Annotated in this window: 26 protein-coding genes; 23 read left to right on the forward strand and 3 right to left on the reverse strand. The window is 71.3% G+C overall.

The features are described 5' to 3' along the window. Nucleotides 1–4 precede the first annotated feature (4 nt). The 17 genes from BS75_RS24780 (at nucleotide 5) to truA (ending at nucleotide 11,001) form a co-directional block, all read left to right on the forward strand. Nucleotides 5–190, forward strand: a complete 186-nt coding sequence (locus BS75_RS24780) for a type Z 30S ribosomal protein S14 (RefSeq protein ID WP_030251570.1) — start codon at nucleotides 5–7, stop codon at nucleotides 188–190. Between the two features lie 212 nt (nucleotides 191–402). After that, nucleotides 403–810, forward strand: coding sequence for a 30S ribosomal protein S8 (gene rpsH, locus BS75_RS24785; protein WP_030251568.1), 408 nt, complete (start codon nucleotides 403–405; stop codon nucleotides 808–810). Between the two features lie 23 nt (nucleotides 811–833). Beyond that, nucleotides 834–1,373: a 50S ribosomal protein L6 gene (gene rplF, locus BS75_RS24790; RefSeq protein WP_034089821.1), complete on the forward strand. Its 540-nt coding sequence runs from the start codon at nucleotides 834–836 to the stop codon at nucleotides 1,371–1,373. A 3-nt stretch (nucleotides 1,374–1,376) separates the two neighbouring features. Then, nucleotides 1,377–1,760, forward strand: coding sequence for a 50S ribosomal protein L18 (gene rplR, locus BS75_RS24795; protein ID WP_034089822.1), 384 nt, complete (start codon nucleotides 1,377–1,379; stop codon nucleotides 1,758–1,760). A gap of 45 nt (nucleotides 1,761–1,805) precedes the next feature. Next, nucleotides 1,806–2,432 carry a 30S ribosomal protein S5 gene (gene rpsE, locus BS75_RS24800; protein ID WP_030251561.1) on the forward strand — a complete coding sequence of 209 codons (627 nt, stop codon included), beginning with the start codon at nucleotides 1,806–1,808 and terminating at the stop codon, nucleotides 2,430–2,432. Continuing rightward, nucleotides 2,432–2,614 carry a 50S ribosomal protein L30 gene (rpmD, locus tag BS75_RS24805; protein ID WP_030251557.1) on the forward strand — a complete coding sequence of 61 codons (183 nt, stop codon included), beginning with the start codon at nucleotides 2,432–2,434 and terminating at the stop codon, nucleotides 2,612–2,614. Before rpsE ends, rpmD begins: the two co-directional genes overlap by 1 nt. A 1-nt stretch (nucleotide 2,615) precedes the next feature. Continuing rightward, nucleotides 2,616–3,071, forward strand: a complete 456-nt coding sequence (gene rplO / locus BS75_RS24810; protein ID WP_034089823.1) for a 50S ribosomal protein L15 — start codon at nucleotides 2,616–2,618, stop codon at nucleotides 3,069–3,071. A 389-nt stretch (nucleotides 3,072–3,460) separates the two neighbouring features. Then, the gene (secY, locus tag BS75_RS24815) at nucleotides 3,461–4,771 is read left to right on the forward strand and encodes a preprotein translocase subunit SecY (RefSeq protein WP_034089824.1); all 1,311 of its coding nucleotides are present in this window, start codon (nucleotides 3,461–3,463) and stop codon (nucleotides 4,769–4,771) included. Next, entirely contained in the window at nucleotides 4,771–5,442 is a 672-nt protein-coding gene (locus tag BS75_RS24820; protein ID WP_034089825.1) for an adenylate kinase, read from the forward strand. The genes secY and BS75_RS24820 overlap by 1 nt, the downstream gene beginning before the upstream one ends. A 185-nt stretch (nucleotides 5,443–5,627) precedes the next feature. After that, nucleotides 5,628–6,461 carry a type I methionyl aminopeptidase gene (gene map / locus BS75_RS24825; protein ID WP_034089826.1) on the forward strand — a complete coding sequence of 278 codons (834 nt, stop codon included), beginning with the start codon at nucleotides 5,628–5,630 and terminating at the stop codon, nucleotides 6,459–6,461. A 260-nt stretch (nucleotides 6,462–6,721) separates the two neighbouring features. Then, entirely contained in the window at nucleotides 6,722–6,943 is a 222-nt protein-coding gene (infA, locus tag BS75_RS24830; RefSeq protein WP_003956442.1) for a translation initiation factor IF-1, read from the forward strand. A gap of 59 nt (nucleotides 6,944–7,002) precedes the next feature. After that, entirely contained in the window at nucleotides 7,003–7,116 is a 114-nt protein-coding gene (gene rpmJ / locus BS75_RS24835) for a 50S ribosomal protein L36 (protein ID WP_009740505.1), read from the forward strand. A 191-nt stretch (nucleotides 7,117–7,307) separates the two neighbouring features. Then, nucleotides 7,308–7,688 (forward strand): 30S ribosomal protein S13, encoded by a 381-nt coding sequence (gene rpsM / locus BS75_RS24840; RefSeq protein ID WP_034089827.1) that lies wholly within the window; start codon nucleotides 7,308–7,310, stop codon nucleotides 7,686–7,688. Nucleotides 7,689–7,763: 75 nt separating this feature from the next. Beyond that, entirely contained in the window at nucleotides 7,764–8,171 is a 408-nt protein-coding gene (gene rpsK / locus BS75_RS24845) for a 30S ribosomal protein S11 (protein ID WP_030251538.1), read from the forward strand. 131 nt (nucleotides 8,172–8,302) lie between these two features. Beyond that, nucleotides 8,303–9,322 (forward strand): DNA-directed RNA polymerase subunit alpha, encoded by a 1,020-nt coding sequence (locus BS75_RS24850; protein ID WP_034089828.1) that lies wholly within the window; start codon nucleotides 8,303–8,305, stop codon nucleotides 9,320–9,322. A 136-nt stretch (nucleotides 9,323–9,458) separates the two neighbouring features. Beyond that, complete coding sequence (gene rplQ, locus BS75_RS24855; protein ID WP_034089829.1) at nucleotides 9,459–9,950, forward strand: 50S ribosomal protein L17; 492 nt, start codon at nucleotides 9,459–9,461, stop codon at nucleotides 9,948–9,950. 142 nt (nucleotides 9,951–10,092) lie between these two features. Further along, nucleotides 10,093–11,001, forward strand: coding sequence for a tRNA pseudouridine(38-40) synthase TruA (gene truA, locus BS75_RS24860; protein WP_034089830.1), 909 nt, complete (start codon nucleotides 10,093–10,095; stop codon nucleotides 10,999–11,001). Nucleotides 11,002–11,086: 85 nt separating this feature from the next. Here the strand turns inward: truA and BS75_RS44750 are convergent, their stop codons facing one another. Continuing rightward, nucleotides 11,087–12,253: a hypothetical protein gene (locus tag BS75_RS44750; protein ID WP_052069675.1), complete on the reverse strand. Its 1,167-nt coding sequence runs from the start codon at nucleotides 12,251–12,253 to the stop codon at nucleotides 11,087–11,089. Between the two features lie 74 nt (nucleotides 12,254–12,327). Here BS75_RS44750 and BS75_RS24870 point away from each other — a divergent pair, with 74 nt between their 5' ends. The 4 genes from BS75_RS24870 to glmM all read left to right on the forward strand — a co-directional run bounded on the left by BS75_RS24870 (nucleotide 12,328) and on the right by glmM (nucleotide 16,830). Then, nucleotides 12,328–14,001 (forward strand): ABC-F family ATP-binding cassette domain-containing protein, encoded by a 1,674-nt coding sequence (locus BS75_RS24870; protein ID WP_034089831.1) that lies wholly within the window; start codon nucleotides 12,328–12,330, stop codon nucleotides 13,999–14,001. 318 nt (nucleotides 14,002–14,319) lie between these two features. Continuing rightward, the gene (rplM, locus tag BS75_RS24875; RefSeq protein WP_034089832.1) at nucleotides 14,320–14,763 is read left to right on the forward strand and encodes a 50S ribosomal protein L13; all 444 of its coding nucleotides are present in this window, start codon (nucleotides 14,320–14,322) and stop codon (nucleotides 14,761–14,763) included. A gap of 44 nt (nucleotides 14,764–14,807) precedes the next feature. After that, the gene (gene rpsI / locus BS75_RS24880) at nucleotides 14,808–15,308 is read left to right on the forward strand and encodes a 30S ribosomal protein S9 (RefSeq protein ID WP_034089833.1); all 501 of its coding nucleotides are present in this window, start codon (nucleotides 14,808–14,810) and stop codon (nucleotides 15,306–15,308) included. Between the two features lie 163 nt (nucleotides 15,309–15,471). Continuing rightward, a complete protein-coding gene (glmM, locus tag BS75_RS24885; RefSeq protein ID WP_034089834.1) occupies nucleotides 15,472–16,830 on the forward strand; it encodes a phosphoglucosamine mutase in 1,359 nt (452 codons plus the stop codon). Nucleotides 16,831–16,903: 73 nt separating this feature from the next. Here the strand turns inward: glmM and coaA are convergent, their stop codons facing one another. Together coaA and BS75_RS24895 are read right to left on the reverse strand one after the other, a co-directional pair. Next, nucleotides 16,904–17,884 carry a type I pantothenate kinase gene (coaA, locus tag BS75_RS24890; protein WP_034089835.1) on the reverse strand — a complete coding sequence of 327 codons (981 nt, stop codon included), beginning with the start codon at nucleotides 17,882–17,884 and terminating at the stop codon, nucleotides 16,904–16,906. Between the two features lie 136 nt (nucleotides 17,885–18,020). Then, entirely contained in the window at nucleotides 18,021–21,263 is a 3,243-nt protein-coding gene (locus BS75_RS24895; protein WP_042437283.1) for an AfsR/SARP family transcriptional regulator, read from the reverse strand. A gap of 105 nt (nucleotides 21,264–21,368) precedes the next feature. On the opposite strand from BS75_RS24895, the gene BS75_RS24900 reads away from it, so the two are divergent. Further along, nucleotides 21,369–21,737, forward strand: a complete 369-nt coding sequence (locus BS75_RS24900; RefSeq protein WP_034089836.1) for a holo-ACP synthase — start codon at nucleotides 21,369–21,371, stop codon at nucleotides 21,735–21,737. A 48-nt stretch (nucleotides 21,738–21,785) separates the two neighbouring features. Beyond that, on the forward strand, nucleotides 21,786–23,318 hold the full coding sequence (locus tag BS75_RS24905) for a bifunctional ADP-dependent NAD(P)H-hydrate dehydratase/NAD(P)H-hydrate epimerase (RefSeq protein ID WP_034089837.1): 1,533 nt from the start codon (nucleotides 21,786–21,788) through the stop codon (nucleotides 23,316–23,318). Nucleotides 23,319–23,330 lie beyond the last annotated feature (12 nt).

Raw genomic sequence — 23,330 nt, forward strand, 5'->3', positions numbered from 1 at the left:
GCACATGGCTAAGAAGTCCCTCATCGCCAAGGCGGAGCGCAAGCCGAAGTTCGGCGTCCGGGGTTACACCCGGTGCCAGCGCTGCGGCCGTCCGCACTCCGTGTACCGCAAGTTCGGCCTGTGCCGCGTGTGCCTTCGTGAGATGGCCCACCGCGGCGAGCTGCCGGGCGTCACCAAGAGCTCCTGGTAGTCAGGTAGTTCAGGTAGACATCGAGGTTCGCAGGGCCGCCGGCCGAACCACCGTTTTGGGAACTCCTGGGGGAGTCCCGTAAGGTGGTGAGGTCGGGGCCCTGCGCCCCTGATTCGTCTTACTACGCCACAGGTCCCCGCGCCGCGCCCGCTCTGGATAAACCCCGGGCTGCGCGCTTCGGGAAACCGTGGCGAGAGAGGCCACAGGCCATCATGACCATGACCGACCCGATCGCAGACATGCTGACGCGTCTGCGAAACGCGAACTCGGCCTACCACGACACTGTCGTGATGCCCCACAGCAAGATCAAGACTCACATCGCCGAGATCCTCCAGCAGGAGGGCTACATCACGGGTTGGAAGGTCGAGGAGCCGAAGGAGGGCGAGGTCGGCAAGAAGCTGACCGTCGACCTCAAGTTCGGCCCGAACCGTGAGCGCTCGATCGCGGGCATCAAGCGGATCTCCAAGCCGGGTCTGCGGGTCTACACCAAGTCCACCGCAATGCCGAAGGTGCTCGGCGGCCTGGGCGTGGCGATCATCTCCACGTCCGCAGGTCTGCTCACCGGACAGCAGGCAGCCAAGAAGGGCGTGGGTGGGGAAGTCCTCGCCTACGTCTGGTAACTAAGGGAAACGGAGGTACAGCAATGTCTCGCATTGGACGGCTGCCCATCCCGGTTCCCGCCGGCGTGGACGTCACCATCGATGGCCGCACGGTCTCGGTCAAGGGCCCCAAGGGGACCCTGAGCCACACCGTTGCCGCGCCGATCGACATCGCCAAGGGTGAGGACGGCACTCTGCTCGTCACCCGCCCCAACGACGAGCGTATGTCTAAGGCCCTCCACGGCCTGACCCGCACGCTGGTGGCGAACATGATCACCGGCGTGACCGCGGGATACCGCAAGTCGCTCGAGATCAGCGGCGTCGGCTACCGAGTCGCAGCGAAGGGCTCCTCGATGGAGTTCGCGCTCGGCTACAGCCACCCGATCCTGATCGAGGCCCCCGAAGGCATCGCCTTCGTGGTCGAGTCGCCCACCAAGTTCCACGTGGACGGCATCGACAAGCAGCAGGTTGGCGAGGTGGCTGCGAAGATCCGCAAGCTGCGCAAGCCCGACCCGTACAAGGCCAAGGGTGTCAAGTACGCCGGCGAGGTCATCCGCCGCAAGGTCGGAAAGAGTGGTAAGTAACTCATGAGCCTCAGTGTGAAGATCGGCAAGGGCAACGGTTACAAGGCCGCCGCCCGCAAGCGCCGCGCCATCCGCGTCCGCAAGCGCGTCTCCGGTACGCCGGTGCGTCCGCGCCTGGTCGTGTCTCGCTCCAACCGCCACATCGTGGCGCAGGTGATCGACGACCTCGCGGGCCACACCCTGGCTTCGGCGTCCACCCTCGACGTGTCCATCAAGGGCGTCGACGGTGACAAGACCGAGCTGGCAAAGAAGGTCGGAGCCCTGGTCGCCGAGCGCGCCAAGGCCGCCGGCGTCGAGTCGGTCGTTTTCGACCGCGCGGGCAACCAGTACGCCGGGCGCATCGCCGCCCTGGCGGACGCCGCCCGTGAAGCCGGGCTCGACTTCTGACCCGCTCGCCCAAGCTGGCGGACGTAAACGAGAGAGGTAAATCCAATGGCTGGACCCCAGCGCCGCGGTAGCGGCGCCGGCGGCGGCACCGGCGGTGGCGAGCGGCGTGACCGTAAGCGGGATGGTCGTGACGGCGCTCCCGTCGTCGAGAAGACCGCGTACGTCGAGCGTGTTGTCGCGATCAACCGTGTCGCCAAGGTTGTCAAGGGTGGTCGTCGCTTCAGCTTCACCGCCCTGGTCGTGGTCGGAGACGGCGACGGCACTGTAGGTGTCGGTTACGGCAAGGCCAAGGAAGTTCCCGCGGCCATCGCCAAGGGTGTCGAGGAAGCGAAGAAGAACTTCTTCAAGGTTCCCCGCATCCAGGGCACCATCCCCCACCCGATCCAGGGTGAGAAGGCCGCGGGCGTCGTCCTGCTCAAGCCGGCTTCGCCGGGTACCGGTGTTATCGCCGGTGGTCCCGTGCGCGCCGTGCTCGAGTGCGCCGGTGTCCACGACATCCTGTCGAAGTCCCTGGGCTCCGACAACGCGATCAACATCGTGCACGCCACGGTCGCCGCGCTGAAGGGCCTCTCGCGCCCCGAGGAGATCGCCGCGCGTCGTGGTCTGCCGCTCGAGGACGTCGCTCCCGCAGCTCTGCTGCGTGCGCGTGCGGCTGGGCAGGGGGCTGCGTAATGGCTCGCCTGAAGATCACCCAGACCAAGTCCTACATCGGCAGCAAGCAGAACCACCGTGACACCCTGCGTTCGCTTGGTCTCAAGCGGATGCACGACGTGGTCGTGAAGGAGGACCGTCCCGAGATCCGCGGGATGGCCCAGACCGTCCGCCACCTCGTCACGGTCGAGGAGGTGGACTGAAATGGCGGAGCAGAACCCGCTGAAGATCCACAACCTGCGGCCCGCCCCGGGTGCCAAGACCGCCAAGACCCGTGTCGGTCGTGGTGAGGCATCCAAGGGTAAGACCGCCGGTCGTGGTACCAAGGGCACCAAGGCGCGGTACCAGGTTCCGGCGCGTTTCGAGGGTGGCCAGATGCCCCTTCACATGCGCCTGCCGAAGCTCAAGGGCTTCAAGAACCCGTTCCGCGTCGAGTTCCAGGTCGTGAACCTGGACAAGCTCGGTGTGCTCTACCCCGAGGGTGGCGAGGTCACCGTCGAGGACCTGGTCGCCAAGGGCGCGGTTCGCAAGAACTCGCTCGTCAAGGTGCTGGGCACCGGTGAGCTGACCGTGGCGCTCCAGGTTTCGGTTGACGCCGTCTCCGGTTCCGCCGCCGAGAAGATCACCGCCGCCGGCGGCACGGTCACCGAGCTCATCTGAGCTCAGGCCTTCGCCTGACGGTAGTTCAAAGGCCGGATCCGTCACTCCTCGGAGTGACGGATCCGGCCTTTGTCGTTCCCCGAACCGTCGAACCCCTGTGCAAATCCGACGGGGCGGAAGCGTGAATCCGGGCGCACCGAAATCACCTCAAAGTCTGCCTCTCGTACAACTCGCAGCGCGACCGCCGAACCCGTAGGGCTGCGAGCTTCAATTGTGGCTCCACGGACTGTTAGAGTCCGTGGAGTCCACTTGTAGCTTGGCTGCTTCTCTGTCCGCGGAGTCGCTGTCACGCGGGTGGTTGAGTCCACTGTCCGGCCCCGCTCCGATCCGTGATGGGCCCAGATCCACCGTCCCTCCCGCCGCCTCGGCAGGGAGCTGCAGGAGGCACCGTGCTCACCGCGTTCGCCCGGGCGTTCAAGACGCCCGACCTGCGCAAGAAGCTGCTGTTCACGCTGGCCATCATGGCTGTCTTCCGGATGGGTGCTCACATCCCGGTCCCCGGGGTGGACTTCAAGGCAGTCCAGGCGTGCGTCAGCGCATCGTCCACCAGCGGGTCCAACCTGCTCGGGCTGGTCAACCTGTTCAGCGGTGGCGCTCTGCTGCAGATCACCATCTTCGCGCTGGGCATCATGCCCTACATCACGTCCAGCATCATTCTGCAGCTGCTGACCGTGGTGATCCCGCGCCTGGACGCCCTGAAGCAGGAGGGCCAGGCCGGGCAGACCAAGATCACGCAGTACACCCGTTACCTGACCATCGCCCTGGCGATCCTGCAGGCGACCGGCATCGTGGCCACGGCCTCGAACGGCGCCCTGTTCAGCGGCGTGAGCTGCGACACCAGCAAGATCGTGCCCAACCAGTCGGTGTTCACCATCGCCACGATGGTCATCACCATGACCGCCGGCACCGTGGTGATCATGTGGCTGGGCGAGCTGATCACCGACCGGGGCATCGGCAACGGCATGTCGATCCTGATCTTCACCTCGGTGGCCTCGGGCTTCCCGGCCTCGCTGTGGAACATCAAGACCGAGAAGGGCTGGCTGACCTTCGTCTTCGTGCTCGCCATGGGTCTCTGCATGGTCGGCCTGGTGGTCTTCGTCGAGCAGGCGCAGCGCCGGATCCCGGTCCAGTACGCGAAGCGCATGATCGGTCGGCGCGCCTACGGCGGAACCTCGACCTACATCCCGTTGAAGGTCAACCAGGCGGGTGTGATCCCCGTCATCTTCGCCAGCTCGCTGCTGTACATCCCCGCGCTGGTGGTCCAGCTCAGCGGTGAGACCAGCAAGGGCTGGGCGGTCTGGATCCAGTCGAACCTGACAAAGAGCGACAAACCGCTCTACATGGCGGTCGACTTCCTGCTGATCGTCTTCTTCGCCTTCTTCTACGTCGCGATCTCCTTCAACCCCGAAGAAGTTGCCGACAACATGAAGAAGTATGGTGGTTTCATCCCGGGCATCCGGGCCGGCCGCCCGACGGCCGAATACCTCAACTATGTGCTGACCAGGATCACCTGGCCGGGCTCGCTGTACCTGGGCCTGATCGCCATGGTGCCGCTGATCGCGCTGGGGGCGTTCGGAGCGTCACAGAACTTCCCGTTCGGCGGTACGAGCATCCTGATCGTTGTCGGTGTCGGCCTTGAAACTGTGAAGCAGATCGAGAGCCAGCTCCAGCAGCGCAACTACGAAGGGTTCCTCCGCTGATGCGAATCGTCCTCGTCGGACCGCCCGGGGCCGGGAAGGGTACTCAGGCCACACTGCTGGCCAAGACCCTGTCCATCCCGCACGTGTCCACCGGTGACCTGTTCCGCGCCAACATCAGTCAGGGCACCGAGCTGGGCCTTGCCGCGAAGAGCATCATGGACTCCGGCAAGCTCGTACCGGACGAGGTCACCATCGCCATGGCGAAGGACCGGCTGACCCAGCCGGACGCCGCCGGCGGGTTCCTGCTGGACGGCTTCCCGCGGAACGTGGCCCAGGCTCTCGCGCTGGACGGGATCCTCACCGAGTGGGACATCGCGCTGGACGGCGTGCTGGACCTGGAGGTCCCCGAGGACGAGGTGGTCCGCCGCATCGCGGGCCGCCGGGTGTGCCGCAACGACGGCGCGCACATCTTCCACGTGGAGTACAACACCCCCGCCGTGCCGGGCGTCTGCGACGTCTGCGGCGGCGAGCTCTACCAGCGTGGGGACGACAGCGAGGAGAGCGTCCGCGTTCGCCTTGAGGTCTACCACACGCAGACCGAGCCGATCATCGATTACTACCGGAAGCAGGGACTCGTGACCACGATCCCGGCTCTGGGCAAGGTGGACGAGGTCACCGAGCGCGCCATCGCGGCGCTCCGGGCGAACAAGGACACCGTCGACTCCGTGTGAGTCGCAGCGCCGACACCCGGCGCACCGCGCGAACCGGCCGTGACGCCCGCCGAGGGCGTCACGGCCGGAGCGCGTTCGGGTGGGCGGTCGTACCGTGGAAGCGGTGCCCGCGGCAGGGACGAGGCAGCACGTGTGGCAGGCAGGCCGAGTGGCAGGCCGGAGTGGCAGTGGGAAGGCGAGCGAGCATGGTTGAGATCAAGACCCCCGAGCAGATCGCGAAGATGCGGGAGGCGGGCCTGATCGTCGCCGAGGCGCTCGCGGCCTGCCGCGAGGCGGTGGCGCCGGGGGTGACCACCCGTGAACTGGACGCGATCGCGGCCAAGGTGATCAGCGACCGCGGGGCGAAGTCCAACTTCCTGGGCTATCACGGCTTCCCCGGTGTGATCTGCGCCTCGGTCAACGACGAGGTCGTCCACGGCATCCCCGGCGACCGCCGGCTGGAGAACGGCGACATGATCTCCATCGACTGCGGCGCCATCGTCGACGGCTGGCACGGCGACTCGGCGATCACCGTCCTGGTCGGCGAGGGCCACCCGGAGGAGCTGGTCGCACTCAGCCGGGTCACCGAGGAGTCGATGTGGGCCGGCATCGCCCAGGTGAAGAAGAACAACCGGCTCTCCGACCTGAGCCGGGCGATCGAGTCCTACATCCGCCGCCAGCCGCTGCCGCCCAAGGGCAAGTACGGCATCATCGAGGACTTCGGCGGCCACGGCATCGGCTCCGAGATGCACATGGACCCGCACCTGCTGAACTACGTGGACCGGCGGCGCGGGCGCGGCCCGAAGCTGGTCCCCGGTTTCTGCATCGCGATCGAGCCGATGGTGAGCCTGGGCACGCCCCGGACCCACACCCTCGAGGACGAGTGGACGGTCAAGACCAACGACGGAACCTGGGCCTCGCACTGGGAGCACTCGATCGCCGTGACCGAGGAGGGGCCGCTGGTGCTGACCGCCTTCGACGGCGGCCGGGCGAAGCTGGCCGAGCTCGGGATCACCGCCGCTCCGGACCCGCTGGCCTGAACGATTTCGTTATAGCTTGCCCGGTGTCGTAGACTGCTGTGTCGGCTCACCCGTAGCCTGCTCCCGTATGTCCGCGCCCGTTGTGGCGAGGGATGCGGTGGCTGCCTACGTACGCGCTGACCGTGGTACGGCCGCTGGGCAGGCGGTTGCAGGACGTGGAGCCCTAGCCGCCTGGCAGGCCGTGAAGCGTCAACCGCCCCGACTGCCGGTCGGAAGTGGATGTCAAGGTAGTCGAATCCGGAAGGCGATACCCGCAGGACATGGCTAAAAAGCAAGGCGCCATCGAGATCGAGGGCACCGTCATCGAGTCTCTGCCGAACGCCATGTTCAAGGTAGAGCTTCAAAACGGACACAAGGTGCTCGCCCATATCAGCGGCAAGATGCGTATGCACTACATCCGCATCCTTCCGGACGACCGGGTCGTCGTCGAGCTCAGCCCGTACGACCTGACCCGTGGACGTATCGTCTACCGGTACAAGTAAGCAGCAGATCTCGCGTCCCGTTGATTCGGGGCGCGCTCGACCCGGAGAACCTGAATCCCATGAAGGTCAAGCCGAGCGTCAAGAAGATCTGCGACAAGTGCAAGGTGATCCGCCGTCACGGGCGTGTCATGGTGATCTGCGAGAACCTGCGCCACAAGCAGCGCCAGGGCTGATCACTTCCCTGCACGGGTCGTAATTCTTCGCACGACGCGAAAAACAACATGAAGCGGGATGCCCGATCCGTGCGACGCCCCATGGGGCGCGTGCGGACTGCCACCCTCGGTCCGGAGGCCGGGGCTCGATCGACGTGAGTCGAACGGGAGGCATCGCGTCAGACCTCCGAAGGAACACAGGAGCCACATTCATGGCACGCCTCGCCGGCGTTGATCTCCCCCGCGAAAAGCGGATCGAGATCGCCCTCACCTACGTGTACGGCATCGGCCGTACCCGCTCGCAGCAGGCTCTGGCCGAGACCGGTGTGAACCCGAACATCCGTGTTCGCGACATCACCGAGGACGACCTGATCAAGCTGCGTGAGTACATCGACGCGCACTTCAAGGTCGAGGGTGACCTTCGCCGTGAGGTCGCCGCCGACATCCGCCGCAAGGTCGAGATCGGCTGCTACCAGGGTCTGCGTCACCGTCGCGGCCTGCCGGTCCACGGTCAGCGCACCCACACCAACGCCCGCACCCGCAAGGGCCCGCGTCGCGCGATCGCCGGCAAGAAGAAGCCCGGCAAGAAGTAGTCCGCCCCACAAACCGGACTTGAATCCGGCCCGCTGGGCTAGCGGACCGACCACCTCAGTAGGAGAAACAGACTTATGCCCCCCAAGGGTCGTCAGGCTGCAGGCGCGAAGAAGATCCGCCGCAAGGAAAAGAAGAACGTCGCTCACGGCCACGCGCACATCAAGAGCACGTTCAACAACACCATCGTCTCGATCACGGACCCCTCGGGCAACGTGATCGCGTGGGCGTCCTCGGGCCACGTCGGCTTCAAGGGCTCCCGCAAGTCGACTCCGTTCGCCGCGCAGATGGCCGCCGAGGCCGCCGCGCGTCGCGCCCAGGAGCACGGCATGCGCAAGGTCGACGTCTTCGTGAAGGGTCCGGGCTCCGGCCGCGAGACCGCGATCCGCTCCATCCAGGCCACCGGCCTGGAGGTCGGCTCGATCCAGGACGTCACCCCCACCCCGCACAACGGCTGCCGCCCGCCGAAGCGTCGTCGCGTCTGACGCACGGCCCTGCTGCCCCGGCAGCCGGTACGTAGCCACGGGATACGGCCCTCGCACTGCGCGGGGGCCGTATCCTTGCTTTGTCGGCATCAAATAGTGGGTGCCGAAGATTCTCACTGGAGGACAACAGCATGCTGATCGCTCAGCGTCCGTCGCTGACCGAAGAGGTCGTCGACGAATTCCGCTCCCGGTTCGTGATCGAGCCGCTGGAGCCGGGCTTCGGCTACACCCTCGGCAACTCGCTCCGCCGCACGCTCCTCTCCTCGATCCCGGGCGCCGCTGTCACCAGCATCCGGATCGACGGGGTCCTGCACGAGTTCACCACCGTGCCGGGCGTCAAGGAGGACGTCACCGACCTCATCCTGAACATCAAGCAGCTGGTCGTCTCCTCGGAGCACGACGAGCCGGTCGTGATGTACCTGCGCAAGCAGGGCCCGGGTCTGGTCACCGCCGCCGACATCGCGCCCCCGGCCGGTGTCGAGGTGCACAACCCCGAGCTGATCCTCGCCACGCTCAACGGCAAGGGCAAGCTGGAGATGGAGCTGACCGTCGAGCGCGGTCGCGGCTACGTCTCCGCCGTCCAGAACAAGCAGTCGGGCCAGGAGATCGGCCGGATCCCGGTCGACTCCATCTACAGCCCGGTGCTCAAGGTCACCTACAAGGTCGAGGCGACCCGAGTCGAGCAGCGTACCGACTTCGACAAGCTCATCGTCGACGTCGAGACCAAGCCCGCCATGCGTCCCCGCGACGCCATGGCCTCGGCCGGCAAGACCCTGGTGGAGCTGTTCGGTCTCGCCCGCGAGCTGAACATCGACGCCGAGGGCATCGACATGGGCCCGTCCCCGACGGACGCCGCCCTGGCCGCCGATCTCGCCCTGCCGATCGAGGAGCTGGAGCTCACCGTTCGGTCGTACAACTGCCTCAAGCGCGAGGGCATCCACTCCGTGGGTGAGCTCGTCGCCCGCTCCGAGGCCGACCTGCTCGACATCCGCAACTTCGGTGCGAAGTCGATCGACGAGGTCAAGGCGAAGCTGGCCGGCATGGGCCTGGCCCTCAAGGACAGCCCGCCCGGATTCGACCCGACCGCCGCCGCCGACGCCTTCGGCGCCGACGACGACGACCCGGGCTTCGCGGAGACCGAGCAGTACTGAGAAACACCTGGGTACGGGACCGCCTCGGCGGTCCCGTACTCTTGAAGGCTGTGCAACCAAGTCGTAGCGGCAACAGTGCTGCTGCGCCCGCCCCGGTACCTGGTACGGCCGGGGGTCGGAGATCCAAGGAGACACCATGCCCCGCCCCGCGAAGGGTGCCCGCCTCGGCGGCGGCCCTGCCCACGAGCGTCTGCTGCTCGCCGGTCTGGCCCGTGAGCTGTTCCAGTACGGCCGCATCACCACCACCGAGGCCAAGGCTCGCCGCCTGCGCCCGGTGGCGGAGAAGCTGATCACCAAGGCCAAGAAGGGTGACATCCACAACCGCCGTGAGGTCCGCAAGACCATCACCGACGTGGCTGTGCTGCACACCCTCTTCACCGAGATCGGTCCTCGCTACGAGAACCGCCCCGGTGGCTACACCCGCATCACCAAGATCGGCCCCCGTCGTGGCGACAACGCCCCGATGGCCGTCATCGAGCTGGTCGAGGCCCTGACCGTGGCCCAGACCGCCGTCGGTGAGGCCGAGGCCGCGACCAAGCGCTCCGTCAAGGAGACCGCGGCTGCCGCCCCGGTCGTCGAGGACGCCGCTCCGGTCGAGGCTGCTGCCGAGGAGTCGACGGAGGCCTGACCGCCTCCGCCCACCGACGGGCCCGTCCTCCCTCAGGGGAGGGCGGGCCCGTTCTCATGTCCGGAGTACTGAGATGTCCGCGAGTACTGAGATGCCGGGAGTGCTGAGATGCCGGGAGTGCAGAGATGCCGGGAGTGCTGAGATGACTGACTGCGTGGAGCAGACGACGCCGGTGCGGCGGGAGGGGCCGGCCGAGGGCTTCGTCCGGGTCCGGCTCGACCTCTCGTACGAGGGCACGGACTTCTCCGGCTGGGCCAAGCAGAAGGGCGGCCAGCGGACCGTCCAGGGCGAGCTGGAGGACGCGGTCCGGGTGGTGCTGCGGCAGCCCGAGGTCTTCCCGCTGACGGTGGCCGGGCGCACCGACGCCGGGGTGCACGCGCGCGGGCAGGTGGCGCATCTGGACCTGCCGGCGGAGATCTGGGCGGCCGAGGGCGACAAGCTGCGGCGCCGGCTGGCCGGGCGGCTGCCCGGCGACGTCCGGGTGTGGCGGGTGGCCGAGGCGCCGGCCGGGTTCGACGCCCGGTTCTCGGCGATCTGGCGCCGCTACGCCTACCGGGTCTGCGACGACCCGGCCGGGGTGGACCCGCTGCGGCGCGGCCATGTGCTCCGGCACGACCGGGCACTGGACGTCGGGCTGATGAACGAGGCGGCGGAACTGCTGGTCGGCGAGCACGACTTCGCCGCCTACTGCAAGAAGCGCGAGGGCGCGACCACCATTCGCGAGCTGCTGGACTTCCGCTGGGAGCGGCTGCCCGGCGACGCGCTGCTGGGCCCGGTGCTGCCGGGCCTGGTGGTCGGCACGGTCCGGGCGGACGCCTTCTGCCACAACATGGTGCGGGCCCTGGTCGGTTCGATGCTGCTGGTCGGCGACGGGCAGCGGCCGGTCTCCTTCCCCGGCGAGGTGCTCGCCGGGGGGGTCCGGAACTCGGCGGTGAGCGTGGTCCGCCCGCACGGGCTGACCCTGGAGGAGGTCGGCTACCCGGCGGACGACGAGCTCGCGGCCCGCAACCGGGCCGCCCGCAACCTGCGGGTGCTGAGCCCGCGCCCGTGAGCGCTGCTCCCGGTCCCGCCGGACCTGGTTGCGGAGGACGAGCGGGCGCCGCCCGCCGGTGACGATCTCCTGCGGGGTCGGCCGCTCAGCCGTCGGCAGCGGTGGGGCGGGCGGCCTCGGCCCGGGCCCGCGCCTGCAGGGACTGGATCACCAGCCGCTCCATGTCGGCGCCGGCCGTCAGCGCCTGGGTGTCGGCGGCCGGCACCGGCTTGCCGTCGGTGTACCCGGCGACGGTGAAGTAGGCGTACCTGCCCACCGAGTTGACGGAGAGTCGGCAGACCACGCCGCGGCAGAAGGGGTGCAGCGGGCCGCCGGCCAGCGACTCGACATTGCCGGTCGCCCCGCTCTTCACCGCGGCGGCCGGACCGGCGCCGGCGAAGACGGCGATGCCGACGGTCACGGCGGTGCCGCCGCTGGTGTAGCTGGCGCGGAACAGCTGCTCGCAGCCGTTCCTGGCGAGGACGGCGGCCAGCGGCGGGGTGACGGCCGGGGCGCAGCCCGAGGCGGCGGTCGCCACCAGGCCGTAGACCTGCCCGCCGGGGCCGGTGGCGCGGGCCGGGAAGAGCCCGGCGGCGGTCAGCGGGGCGCTGTCGCTGCTCGCCGCCGAGAGCACGGCCAGCAGCGAGGCCGGAGCGCTCGCGGCCGGGGCCGAGGGTGCGGCGCTGGTCGGGACCGGCGTCGGTGTCGTCGGTGCGGCAGCGGTGGTCGGTGCGGTGGGCCGGTTCCCCGCCGCCGCGGAGTGCGGCCGCGCGGCCGAGCCGGTGGCGAGCAGGGTGCCGCCGACGGCGGCGAGCCCGCCGATCACCACCAGCGCGGTGGCCAGCCGCAGCCGCCGTTTGCGGCGGCGGGCCGACTCGCCGCGCTCGGCCATGGCGACGAAGTCCGCGTGGGTGGCCGAGGCGGTGGCGGCCTGCCCGGGGGCGCCGGGCGGGTTGTCCCCGGGGGCACCGGGGCGGACGGCGAAGACGCCGGCGGTCTCGCCCTCGGCCGGCCTCCGCTCCGGCTGCCGCGCGGAGGGGGCGGACGGTGCGGCGGGTTGCTGCGGCCGGGGCTCGGGGCGGTCGGGCGCACCCGGGGTTATCCGGAAGCCGGGCTGCTGCTCCGGCTGCTCCTCCGGCTGCTTCCGGATCGGGTTCCCCGGCCCGTACTGGGTGGGGATCCGCCCGGTGGGGGCGCCGCCTCCGCCGCGCCGGGGGAGGGGCTCCGCAGGTTCGGATACTGGTGCCTGGTCGGACGCTGGCCCGTTGCTCATGGGCCGCGAGCTTAGCGGTTCGTCCGGCAAAACCCGTTTGGGCGAGGGCGGCGGGCAGCGGACAATTGCTGACCATGGGACACGTCGAGATTTCACACCTGGAGTACTACCTGCCCGACGGACGGGTGCTGTTCGATGACGCGTCCTTCCGGGTCGGCGAGGGCGCCTCGGTGGCGCTGGTGGGCGCCAACGGCGCCGGGAAGACCACCCTGCTGCGGATGGTCGCGGGCGATCTGCAGCCGCACGGCGGCACGGTCACCGTCAGCGGCGGGCTGGGCGTCATGCGGCAGTTCGTCGGCACCACCGGCCGCGGCGCGGGCGCCGCCGGCCAGGAGGGCGAGGAGGACTCGCACGCGCTGGCGCACGACGCCTCCGTCCGCGACCTGCTGGTGTCGGTCGCGCCGGAGCGGATCAGGACCGGCGCCCGCGCGGTGGACGCCGCCGAGCTGGCGATGCTGGCGCAGGACGACGAGAAGACCCAACTCGCCTACGCCCAGGCGCTGTCCGACTGGGCCGACGTCGGCGGCTACGACTACGAGACCACCTGGGACGTCTGCACCACGGCGGCGCTGGGCATGCCCTACGACCGGGCGCAGTGGCGCGGCCTGAACACCCTCTCCGGCGGCGAGCAGAAGCGGCTGGTGCTGGAGGCCCTGCTGCGCGGCCCGGACGAGGTGCTGCTGCTGGACGAGCCGGACAACTACCTGGACGTCCCCGGCAAGCGCTGGCTGGAGGAGCAGATCCGGAGCACCGGCAAGACCGTGCTCTTCATCTCGCACGACCGCGAGCTGCTGGCCAACAGCGCCGAGAAGATCGTCAGCGTGGAGCCCGGCGCGGTCGGCAGCGACGTCTGGGTGCACGGCGCCGGCTTCGACACCTTCCACGCGGCCCGCGAGGAGCGCTTCGCCCGCTACGACGAGCTGCGCCGGCGCTGGGACGAGAAGCACGCCCAGCTGAAGCGGCTGGTGCTGGACATGCGCGACTACGCCGCCCGCAGCCACGAGATGTCCTCGCGCTACGCCGCCGCGGTCACCCGGCTGCGGAAGTTCGAGGAGGCGGGCCCGCCGCCGGAGCCGCCGCGCAAGCAGAGCATCACCATGCGGCTCAGGGGCGGGCGCACCGGCGTCCGGGCGCTGACCTGCGAGCAGTTGGAGCTCAGCGGGCTGATGAAGCCGTTCGACCTGGAGGTCTACTACGGCGAGCGGGTGGCCGTGCTGGGCTCCAACGGCTCCGGCAAGTCGCACTTCCTGCGGCTGCTGGCGGGCGAGGAGGTCGCCCACAACGGCTCGTTCCGGCTGGGCGCGCGGGTGGTGCCCGGGCACTTCGCCCAGACCCACGCGCATCCGGAGCTGTTCGGCCGGACCACCCGGGAGATCCTGGAGACCGAGCACGCGGTGGACCGCAAGGCCGCGATGAGCGTGCTGCGCCGCTATGAGCTGCATCACCAGGAGGAGCGTCGGTTCCAGGACCTCTCCGGCGGCCAGCAGGCCCGGTTGATGATCCTCCGGCTGGAACTCTCCGGCGCCACCGCGCTGCTGCTCGACGAGCCGACGGACAACCTGGACCTGGAGAGCGCGGAGGCCCTGCAGGAGGGGCTGGAGAGCTTCGAGGGAACGGTTCTGTCGGTCACTCACGACCGCTGGTTCGCCCGCACCTTCGACCGCTTCGTGGTCTTCGGCTCGGACGGCCGGGTGTACGAGGCGCCGGAGCCGGTCTGGGACGAGACCCGCGTGGTCCGCGACCGGTAGCGGTCGGGCGGCGTCGGCGCCCCGTCGGCAGGGGCGCAGGGGGCCTGCCGACGGGGGCGTAGTATGGGGCAGGACATGGCAGGGTGCCGCGGTTCCGAACGGGCGTTTTGACCCGTACGGCTCCGTCCCGGTATCCTGCTAGTTCGTTGTGCGTATTGGCTCGCTCCATCTCACGTGAGAGGTCGGTACGCCGGTCCACCGGGCCGATAAGCAGCGACGCGCCCATCCGATTGCGTCCGGGGAAGCGCGTCCTGGCTGCTTCCGATCGTCCGGGTGGTCCTGTCAGGACACACTCACTGAAAAGCGAAGGCTACGACCGTGCGTACGTACAGCCCCAAGCCCGGCGACGTCCAGCGTCAGTGGCTCATCATCGACGCCGAAGACGTCGTGCTCGGCCGTCTGGCCTCTCAGGCTGCGAACCTCCTCCGGGGTAAGCACAAGCCGGTGTACGCGCCGCATCTTGACATGGGTGACTTCGTCATCATCATCAACGCGGACAAGGTGCACCTCTCCGGGAACAAGAAGACCCAGAAGCTGGCCTACCGCCACTCCGGTTACCCGGGTGGCCTGCGCTCCGTGCGCTACGACGACCTCCTGGACAAGAACCCGGAGAAGGCCGTCGAGAAGGCCATCAAGGGCATGATCCCCAAGAACTCCCTGGGCCGTCAGATGCTCTCCAAGCTGAAGGTCTACTCGGGCGACCAGCACCCGCACGCTGCCCAGCGTCCGGTGCCGTTCGAGATCACCCAGGTCGCGCAGTAGTTCCGGCCACCCCCGAATACAGAAGAACGTAGCTGAGGAGAACCGTGGCCGAGACCACTGCCGAGACCGCGCTCGAGGTCGACGAGACCTTCGAGATCGAGGCCGAGGAGCCCACCGAGTACACCACCGAGTCGCTTGTCGGCCGTTTCGCCGAGGCCGTTCCGGCCGCCGGCCTCGGTCGTCGCAAGGAGGCGATCGCCCGCGTGCGCATCGTCCCCGGCACCGGTGTCTGGAAGATCAACGGTCGCACCCTGGAGGAGTACCTCCCCAACAAGGTGCACCAGCAGATCGTCAACGAGCCCTTCAAGCTCCTGGAGCTTGACGGCCGCTACGACGTCATCGCCCGTATCAACGGCGGCGGCATCTCCGGCCAGGCCTACGCGCTGCGCCTGGGCGTCGCCCGTGCGCTGAACGAGGTCGACGTCGACGCGAACCGCCCGGCGCTGAAGAAGGCCGGCTTCCTGACCCGTGACCCGCGCGCCGTCGAGCGCAAGAAGGCCGGTCTGAAGAAGGCCCGCAAGGCGCCGCAGTACAGCAAGCGCTAAGCCTCCCTGCCTCGGTTTTCGGGCCGAGGCCGGACTTCACACGCCCCGGGAGCACCGCTCCCGGGGCGTGCTGTATGTCTGAGCGCTGTGCGTTTGACGGACCCACGGGGAGAGGCGGGTGCACGGGCACCGCCTTCGACGACGAGCCGCGGAGGATTGAGCAGTGGGACGACTCTTTGGCACGGACGGTGTACGCGGCCTCGCGAACGCCGACCTCACCGCCGAGCTGGCGCTCGGGCTGGCGGAGGCCGCGGCGCATGTGCTGGGCGACCTGGGCGCCTTCGAGGGGCACCGCCCGGTCGCGGTGGTCGGCCGCGACCCACGCGCCTCGGGGGAGTTCCTGGAGGCCGCGATCATCGCCGGCCTGGCCGGCTCCGGTGTCGACGTGCTGCGGGTCGGCGTCCTGCCGACGCCGGCGGTGGCCTATCTGACCGGGCTGCTGGGCGCGGACTTCGGCGTGATGCTCTCCGCCAGCCACAATCCGATGCCCGACAACGGCATCAAGTTCCTCGCCCGGGGCGGGGTGAAGCTCGACGACGAGATCGAGGACGCCATCGAGGAGCGCTACCGGCACCTCGACGAGGAGGACTGGCAGCGCCCCACCGGCGAGGCCGTGGGCCGGGTCCGCGACCACGCGGAGGGCTTCGAGCAGTACCTCGCCCACCTGCTGTCGGTGCTGCCGAACCGGCTGGACGGACTCAGGGTCGTGATCGACGGCGCCCACGGCGCGGCCTCGTTGGTCTCGCCGGAGGTCTTCCGCCGGGCCGGGGCCGAGGTCGTCCACACCATCGGGGACGCGCCCGACGGGCTGAACATCAACGACGGCATCGGCTCGACCCACCTCGGCCCGCTGATGGCCGCCGTGGTCGAGCACCGCGCCGACCTGGGCATCGCCCACGACGGCGACGCCGACCGCTGCCTGGCGGTCGACGCCGCGGGCAACGAGATCGACGGCGACCAGATCCTGGCGGTGCTGGCGCTCGCCATGCGCGAGTCCGGCACGCTGAGCCGGAACACCGTCGTCGGCACGGTGATGTCCAACCTCGGCTTCAAGCTGGCCATGGAGCGCGAGGGCATCGAACTGGTGCAGACGGCGGTCGGCGACCGCTATGTGCTGGAGTCGATGAAGGAGCACGGCTACAACCTGGGCGGCGAGCAGTCCGGCCACGTGATCTTCCTGGACCACGCGACCACCGGCGACGGCACCCTGACCGGGCTGATGCTGGCCGCGCGGCTCGCGGCGACCAAGCAGTCGGCCACCGAGCTCTGCTCGGTGATGACCCGGCTGCCGCAGGTGCTGGTCAACGTCAAGGGCGTGGACAAGGCCCGGGCCGGGACCGACGCCGAGCTGCTGGCCGCCGTCGCCGCGGCCGAGCTGGAGCTGGGCACGACCGGGCGGGTGCTGCTGCGCCCCTCCGGCACCGAGCCGCTGGTCCGGGTCATGGTCGAGGCGGCCGACCTGGTGCAGGTGCACGCGGTCGCCGAGCGGCTGGCCGAGGTGGTCCGGGTCCGACTGGGCTGAGCGGCGCCGTTCGACCGCCGGCGGGGCCGGTCCGTGCACCACGGACCGGCCCCGCCGTTTCCGCGCCTGCGGACTAGAGCTTGCGCAGCCGGACCCGCTGGACCTTGTGGTCGCTGCCCTTGCGCAGGATCAGGCTGGCCCGGCCCCGGGTCGGGGCGACGTTCTCCACCAGGTTGGGCCGGTTGATGGTGCGCCAGACCTGGCGGCCGTAGTCCAGCGCCTCCTCCTCCGGCACCTCGGTGAAGCGGCGGAAGTAGGAGGAGGGGTCCTGGAACGCGGTCTCCCGCAGCTTGCGGAAGCGTTCCAGGTACCAGCGCTCGATGTCGTCCGCGCGGGCGTCCACGTAGATCGAGAAGTCGAAGAAGTCGGCGACCGCGACCCGGGTCCGGCCGTCGAGGCCCGGCAGCGCCGGCTGCAGCACGTTCAGGCCCTCGACGATCAGGATGTCCGGGCGGCGCACCACCAGCCGCTCGTCCTCGACGATGTCGTAGACCAGGTGGGAGTAGACCGGGGCGGTGACCTCGTCCCTGCCCGACTTCACGTCGGCGACGAACCGGGTCAGCGCCCGGCGGTCGTAGGACTCCGGGAAGCCCTTGCGGGACATCAGGCCCCGGCGGCGCAGCTCGGCGTTGGGCAGCAGGAAGCCGTCGGTGGTGACCAGCTCCACCCGGGGGTGCTCGGGCCAGCGGGCCAGCATCGCCTGGAGGACGCGCGCGGTGGTGGACTTGCCCACCGCGACGCTGCCCGCGACGCCGATCACGAACGGCGTTCCGGCCTGGGTGTGGGTGTGCTCGTTGTCGTCGAGGAAGTCGTTGAGGGTGCCGCGCAGCCGGGTCGTCGCGGTGACGTAGAGGTTGAGCAGCCGGGAGAGCGGCAGGTAGACGTCCTGGACCTCCTGGAGGTCGATGACGTCCCCGAGCCCGCGCAGGCCCTCGACCTCATCGGCCGAGAGCGGGAGCGGCGTGCGGTCGTGCAGCGCGCTCCAGTCCGCTCGGTCGAGGTCGACGAAAGGGGACGCGTCAGCGCGGCGTTGGGCTTCGAGCGTGATCGGCACCTGCCCATTCTCCGCATCCCGGGCCCGGAGTGGCGTGTCGGCGGCGGGTCAGTGGAGAGAGATTCGTCTCAGCCGGGCCCCGGCGCCCCGGTGAACAGTGGCGGACGAACCGGGGGCGCCGACGGCTGACGGCGGTTCAGGAGGGGTACATCGGCGAGGTGTCCGCGGTCACGCCGAGCGAGGCGAGGGTCACCTCGCGCGGGGTGGACCGGCCGCGCTCGTAGGCCTCGGCGAAGGCCGCCGGACCCAGCGCCGCCTCGGCCCCGGCGGCGGTCCGGTCCACATCGGGCGAGGACCGGTCCCGCATCCCGCGCTGGAGGTGCGCGGCGCCCAGCAGTTCGGCCGCGCGCAGCGGCTCGCCCCGGCGGAGCAGCAGGTCGGCCCAGCCCTGGAGGCAGTCGGCGATGATCGGTCCGTCGTGGACCTCGGTGGCCGCCCGCAGCGCCGCCTGGTGGTGCTCGGTGGCGGCCGCGAGGTTCCCGGCGGCGGCCTCCAGATAGCCGCTGGTGCCGGCGAACAGGGCTTTGATCTGCGGGGCGCCCCCGGCCGTGGGCAGGGCGCGGCGGACCGCCGTGCCCAGCAGCGGGCGTCCCAGCTCCGGGGTGCCGAGGTGGCGGTAGGCGTTGGCGAGGGCGGTGTGGGTGGCGATCACCATCACCCAGGAGTCCTCCCGCAGGGCGTCGTCGGCGGCCTGGCGCAGGGCCTGGGCGGTGAACGGGGTGTAGCCCTGGCGCAGGCCCACGGTGTGGATCATGCGAGCCCGGTAGTCGCCGCTCTCGCGGCTCAGCCCGAGCTGCTGCTCCAGCGAGATGGCCTGTTCCCAGAGGGCGACGGCCTGGTCGATCTCGCCGCGCCACTGCGCGTAGTCGGCCAGCCCGGCCGAGCAGAAGGCCTGCCCCCACAGGTCGCCGATCTCCCGGAACCGGTCGAGCGCGTCGTGGAGGTGGCCCTCGGCGACGTCGGCCACCCCGCGGTTCTGCAGGGCGAAGCCCATGAACAGCCGGGCGGCGGCGCGGACGAAGGGGTCGGGGGCGTCGAAGAGGCGCAGTGCCTGGTCCTCGACGGTCTGCCCCCACGGATGGAACATCGACTCCATGATGTCCAGCATCGGCAGGACCGGGTGGGCGAACGGGTCGTCCAGCCGGTCCCGGTGGGCGATGCCGGCCCGGAGCAGGGTCAGCGCGCCCGGCACGTCCCAGGTGGTGTCCAGGGTGTAGAGGGCGGTGATCCCGTGGGCGACCGCGCGGGCGACCTCCGGGACGTCCTCGCCGGGCAGTGCCAGCGCCCGGTTGACCACCTCCAGGTGCTCGCCCTGCCCGCCGCGCCGCCACAGGTACCAGCCCAGGGCCGCCACCATCCGCAGCGCGGTGGCGGCCGCGCCGGAGTCGACGGCGTGACGCAGCGCCGCGAGGAGGTTGTCGTGCTCGGCCAGGAAGCGGGCGAACCAGACCGTCTGCGCGCCGGTGTAGAGGTTCGGCTCGCCCTCCTCGGCGAGGGCGAGGAAGTACCCGGCGTGGGCGTCCCTGGCCGCCGCCGTCGCTCCGGCCGCCTCCAGCCGCTCGGCCGCGTACACCCGGATGGTCTCCAGCAGCCGGTAGCGGCCGCCCGGGGTCCGGACCACCAGCGACTTGTCGACCAGCGAGGAGAGCACGTCCAGGACGTCGTCGGTGGGCAGCTCCGGGGTCGCGCAGACCTGCTCGACGCCCTCCAGCGCGGCCCCGCCGGCGAACACCGACATGCCGGCCAGCAGCGTCCGCTCCGGCTTCTCCAGCAGCTCCCAGCTCCAGTCGACCACCGCGCGCAGGGTCCGGTGCCGGGGCAGCGCGGTCCGGCTGCCGCCGGTGAGCAGCTGGAACCGGCGGCTCAGCCTTCGGTCGATCTGCTCGGCGGACAGCGTCCGCAGCCGGGCGGCGGCCAGCTCGATGGCCAGCGGCTGGCCGTCCAGGGTCCGGCAGATCCGGAGCACGGCCGGCAGCTCCGGTCCGTCCGGCCGGTAGCCGGGACGCACGGCGGCGCCCCGGACGGCGAACAGCCGGACGGCGGGGAACTCCAGCGCCCGGTCGAGCGTGAGCGAGGCGTCGTGCTGGGGGTCGGGCGGCAGCCCGAGCGGGGGCACCGGATGCAGCTGCTCGCCGGTGATGCCGAGCGGCTCGCGGCTGGTGGCCAGGATCCGCAGCCCCGGGCAGCCGGCCAGCAGCCGGGCGGCCAGCGTCGCCGCCGCCTGGACCAGGTGCTCGCAGTTGTCCAGGACCAGTAGCAGCGGGCGGTTGCCGAGCGCGGTGACGATCCGTTCGGTGGCCTCGGCGGCCGGGTGCGGCAGCGCCGTCGGCCGCTGGGAGGCGGCGGGCTCGCGCAGCTTGAGGGCGGTCAGCACGGCTGTCGGCACGTCGGCCGGACTGGTCACCGAGGCCAGTTCGACCAGGCTGACCTGCACCGACTCGCTGCGGGCGGCGCTCTCCAGAGCGAGCGTGGTCTTTCCGGCGCCGCCGGGTCCGGTCAGCGTGACCAGCCGCGAGTCCGCCAGCGCGGTGCGGACGGCGGCGAGGTCCGCCTCGCGGCCGAGGAAGCTGGTGAGCTGGGCCGGCAGCCCGTCCCGCACCGGGCGCGCGGCCCGGTCGGCGGCTCCGGGCACCGGATGCCGCTCCGGCCCGTGCGGCGGCCCGGTCAGCACGGCCAGATGGGCCTGCCGCAGCAGCGGCGAGGGGTCGGCGCCCAGGGCCTCGGCCAGCAGCGTGCGGCCCTCCTCGTACACGGCGAGGGCCTCGGCGTCGCGCCCGCTCCGGTGCAGGGCCTGCATCAGCAGGGCCCGGGGCCGGTCCCGCAGCGGCGATCCGGCGCTGAGCGCCTGCAGCTCCGGCAGCACGGCGGCGGCCTCGCCGCGTGCCAGGCGGAGCTCCAGCAGCTCCTCACGGGCGTGCTCGCGCAGTGCCTCCAGCCGGGCGGCGGCCTCGGTGAAGCCGGGGTCGGGGACGTCCGCGAAGGCGGGGCCGCGCCACAGCGCCAACGCGGCGGCCAACCGCTCGGCCGCCGGTCCGGCCTCCGGGTCGGCCTTCGGCCCGCTCTCGGAGAGCAGCTGCTCGAAGCGGTGCAGGTCGACCTCGGCCGGGTCCAGCGCCAGCCGGTAGCCGCCCGCGGACGCGGCCACCAGCTCCCGGCCGAGGGCGGCGCGGAGCCGGGAGACCAGGGCCTGGAGGGCGTTGACCGGGTTGGCCGGCTGTTCCTCGGGCCAGAGCAGCCCGGTCAGCCGGGCGGCGGAGACGGGACGTCCGGCCTCCAGCGCGAGGGCGGCCAGCAGTACGCGCAGCCGGGTGCCGGCGAGGTCGACGGCCCTGCCGTCGGCGTCGTCGGCGGCCAGTGGGCCCAGCAGTCGTATGCGCACACGGACCATTCTCCAGGGTCCGGCCCCGGTCGGGGCCGGCGTTTCACCGGCGGTCCGCCCGGTGCGGCACGATGAGGTCGGACACCAGCGTCGAGGGAGGGTCAGATGATCATCGGGGTCGGCATCGACGTGGCGGCGATCGACCGGTTCGAGGCCTCGCTGCTGCGCACCCCCAGCCTGGCGCAGCGGCTGTTCACCGAGCGCGAGCTGCTGCTGCCCGGCGGGGAGCGGCGCGGCCCGGCCTCGCTGGCCGCCCGGTTCGCGGCCAAGGAGGCACTGGCCAAGGCGCTGGGCGCACCGGGCGGCCTGTCCTGGACGGACGCCGAGGTGTGCACCGAGGCCTCGGGCCGGCCGGTGCTGGAGGTGCGCGGCACGGTCGCGGCGCGGGCGGCGGCGCTGGGCGTCCGCTCGTGGCACCTCTCGCTCAGCCACGACGCGGGCGTAGCGTCGGCGGTGGTGATCGCCGAGGGGTGATCCCGCAGGGCCGGCGGGAATCGTGCAGCGGGAAGGGGCTGGTCACGGATGCGGTACGCGCACACGGTGGAGCAGGTACGGGCGGCGGAGGGCGCGCTGCTGGCGCGGCTGCCCGAGGGGACGCTGATGCAGCGGGCGGCCGCCGGACTGGCCGCGACCTGCGCCGAACTGCTGGCCGACGGTGTTCCCCCGGGGCGCCGGACCGGTCGCCGCGGCGGGGTGTACGGCAGCCGGGTGGCGGTGCTGGCCGGCAGCGGCGACAACGGCGGCGACGCGCTGTTCGCCGGGGCGCGGCTGGCGGCGCGCGGCGCCCGGGTGCGCGCCGTGCTGCTCGCACCGGAGCGGGCGCACCGCGCCGGGCTGCGGGCGCTGCTGGACGCCGGCGGCCTGGTGACCGACGGCCAACAGCAGGGGGAGCGCGCGGTCGCCGAGGCCGACCTGGTCCTCGACGGGATCGTCGGCATCGGCGGGCGCGGCGGGCTGCGCCCCGAGGCGCTGCCCTACGTCCGGGCGGCGCGCCGGGCGGGGGCACGGGTGGTCGCGGTGGACCTGCCCAGCGGCGTGGACGCGGACACCGGCGAGGTGGTCGGCGAGGTGCTGCCGGCCACGGTCACCGTCACCTTCGGCACCCACAAGCCGGGCCTGCTGGTCGACCCGGGTGCCCAGTACGCGGGTGTGGTCCGGCTGGTCGGGATCGGCATCGACCCGCCCGCCCCGGCGGTCGAGGCGCTGCAGCACGCCGAGGTCGCCGCGCTGCTGCCGCGCCCCTCGGCCGAGAGCGACAAGTACCGGCGCGGCGTCGTCGGCATCGCCGCCGGGTCGGAGCGCTACCCGGGCGCGGCGGTGCTCGCCGTCGGCTCCGCGCTGCACGGCGGCGCGGGCGCGGTGCGCTACACCGGCACCGCCGCCCGCGAGGTGGTCCGGGCCCATCCGGAGGCGCTGGTGGGCACCGGGGGACCGAAGCAGGCGGGCCGGGTCCAGTCCTGGGTGGTCGGCCCGGGGCTGGCCGACGGCGAGCAGGCCGAGCGCACCCTGGCCGAGGCGCTGGCGGCGGGCGTACCGGCGCTGGTGGACGCCGACGGGCTGCGGCTGCTGGCCCGGCTGCACGGCAGCCCGGCGCTGCGCGGGGTCGACCTGCTGCTCACCCCGCACGCCGGGGAGGCGGTGGCCCTGCTCGCCGGGGCCGGGGTGACCGCGACCCGGGAGCAGGTGGAGGCGGCCCGGCTGGAGCACGCCCGGCGGATCGCCGCGCTCTACGGCTGCACGGTGCTGCTCAAGGGCTCCACCACGGTGGTCGCCGGCCCCGACCCGGCCGCCCCGGTCCGGGTCAACCCCACCGGCACGCCGTGGCTGGCGACCGCGGGCTCCGGCGACGTCCTCTCCGGGTTGGCCGGCGCGCTGCTGGCGAGCGGGCTGTCGCCGCTGGACGCCGGCAGCGTCGCGGCGTATCTGCACGGCCTGGCGGGAAGGATCGCCTCGGCGGGGGAGCGGTCACCGGTCACCGCCACCGAAGTGGCCGCCGCGCTGCCGGCGGCCTGGCGCGGGGTCGCCGAGCAGGGCCCTGCGCGCGCCGCGACCTGATGGACCCTCAGG

Source organism: Streptacidiphilus albus JL83 (assembly GCF_000744705.1).
Lineage (GTDB): Bacteria > Actinomycetota > Actinomycetes > Streptomycetales > Streptomycetaceae > Streptacidiphilus > Streptacidiphilus albus.

Bases quoted from the DNA above. Each gene is read 5' to 3' on its own strand.
- BS75_RS24780 (WP_030251570.1), top strand. From the start codon at position 5: ATGGCTAAGAAGTCCCTCATCGCCAAGGCGGAGCGCAAGCCGAAGTTC.
- rpsH (WP_030251568.1), top strand. From the start codon at position 403: ATGACCATGACCGACCCGATCGCAGACATGCTGACGCGTCTGCGAAAC.
- rplF (WP_034089821.1), top strand. From the start codon at position 834: ATGTCTCGCATTGGACGGCTGCCCATCCCGGTTCCCGCCGGCGTGGAC.
- rplR (WP_034089822.1), top strand. From the start codon at position 1,377: ATGAGCCTCAGTGTGAAGATCGGCAAGGGCAACGGTTACAAGGCCGCC.
- rpsE (WP_030251561.1), top strand. From the start codon at position 1,806: ATGGCTGGACCCCAGCGCCGCGGTAGCGGCGCCGGCGGCGGCACCGGC.
- rpmD (WP_030251557.1), top strand. From the start codon at position 2,432: ATGGCTCGCCTGAAGATCACCCAGACCAAGTCCTACATCGGCAGCAAG.
- rplO (WP_034089823.1), top strand. From the start codon at position 2,616: ATGGCGGAGCAGAACCCGCTGAAGATCCACAACCTGCGGCCCGCCCCG.
- BS75_RS24820 (WP_034089825.1), top strand. From the start codon at position 4,771: ATGCGAATCGTCCTCGTCGGACCGCCCGGGGCCGGGAAGGGTACTCAG.
- map (WP_034089826.1), top strand. From the start codon at position 5,628: ATGGTTGAGATCAAGACCCCCGAGCAGATCGCGAAGATGCGGGAGGCG.
- infA (WP_003956442.1), top strand. From the start codon at position 6,722: ATGGCTAAAAAGCAAGGCGCCATCGAGATCGAGGGCACCGTCATCGAG.
- rpmJ (WP_009740505.1), top strand. From the start codon at position 7,003: ATGAAGGTCAAGCCGAGCGTCAAGAAGATCTGCGACAAGTGCAAGGTG.
- rpsM (WP_034089827.1), top strand. From the start codon at position 7,308: ATGGCACGCCTCGCCGGCGTTGATCTCCCCCGCGAAAAGCGGATCGAG.
- rpsK (WP_030251538.1), top strand. From the start codon at position 7,764: ATGCCCCCCAAGGGTCGTCAGGCTGCAGGCGCGAAGAAGATCCGCCGC.
- BS75_RS24850 (WP_034089828.1), top strand. From the start codon at position 8,303: ATGCTGATCGCTCAGCGTCCGTCGCTGACCGAAGAGGTCGTCGACGAA.
- rplQ (WP_034089829.1), top strand. From the start codon at position 9,459: ATGCCCCGCCCCGCGAAGGGTGCCCGCCTCGGCGGCGGCCCTGCCCAC.
- truA (WP_034089830.1), top strand. From the start codon at position 10,093: ATGACTGACTGCGTGGAGCAGACGACGCCGGTGCGGCGGGAGGGGCCG.
- BS75_RS44750 (WP_052069675.1), bottom strand. From the start codon at position 12,253: ATGAGCAACGGGCCAGCGTCCGACCAGGCACCAGTATCCGAACCTGCG.
- BS75_RS24870 (WP_034089831.1), top strand. From the start codon at position 12,328: ATGGGACACGTCGAGATTTCACACCTGGAGTACTACCTGCCCGACGGA.
- BS75_RS24900 (WP_034089836.1), top strand. From the start codon at position 21,369: ATGATCATCGGGGTCGGCATCGACGTGGCGGCGATCGACCGGTTCGAG.
- BS75_RS24905 (WP_034089837.1), top strand. From the start codon at position 21,786: ATGCGGTACGCGCACACGGTGGAGCAGGTACGGGCGGCGGAGGGCGCG.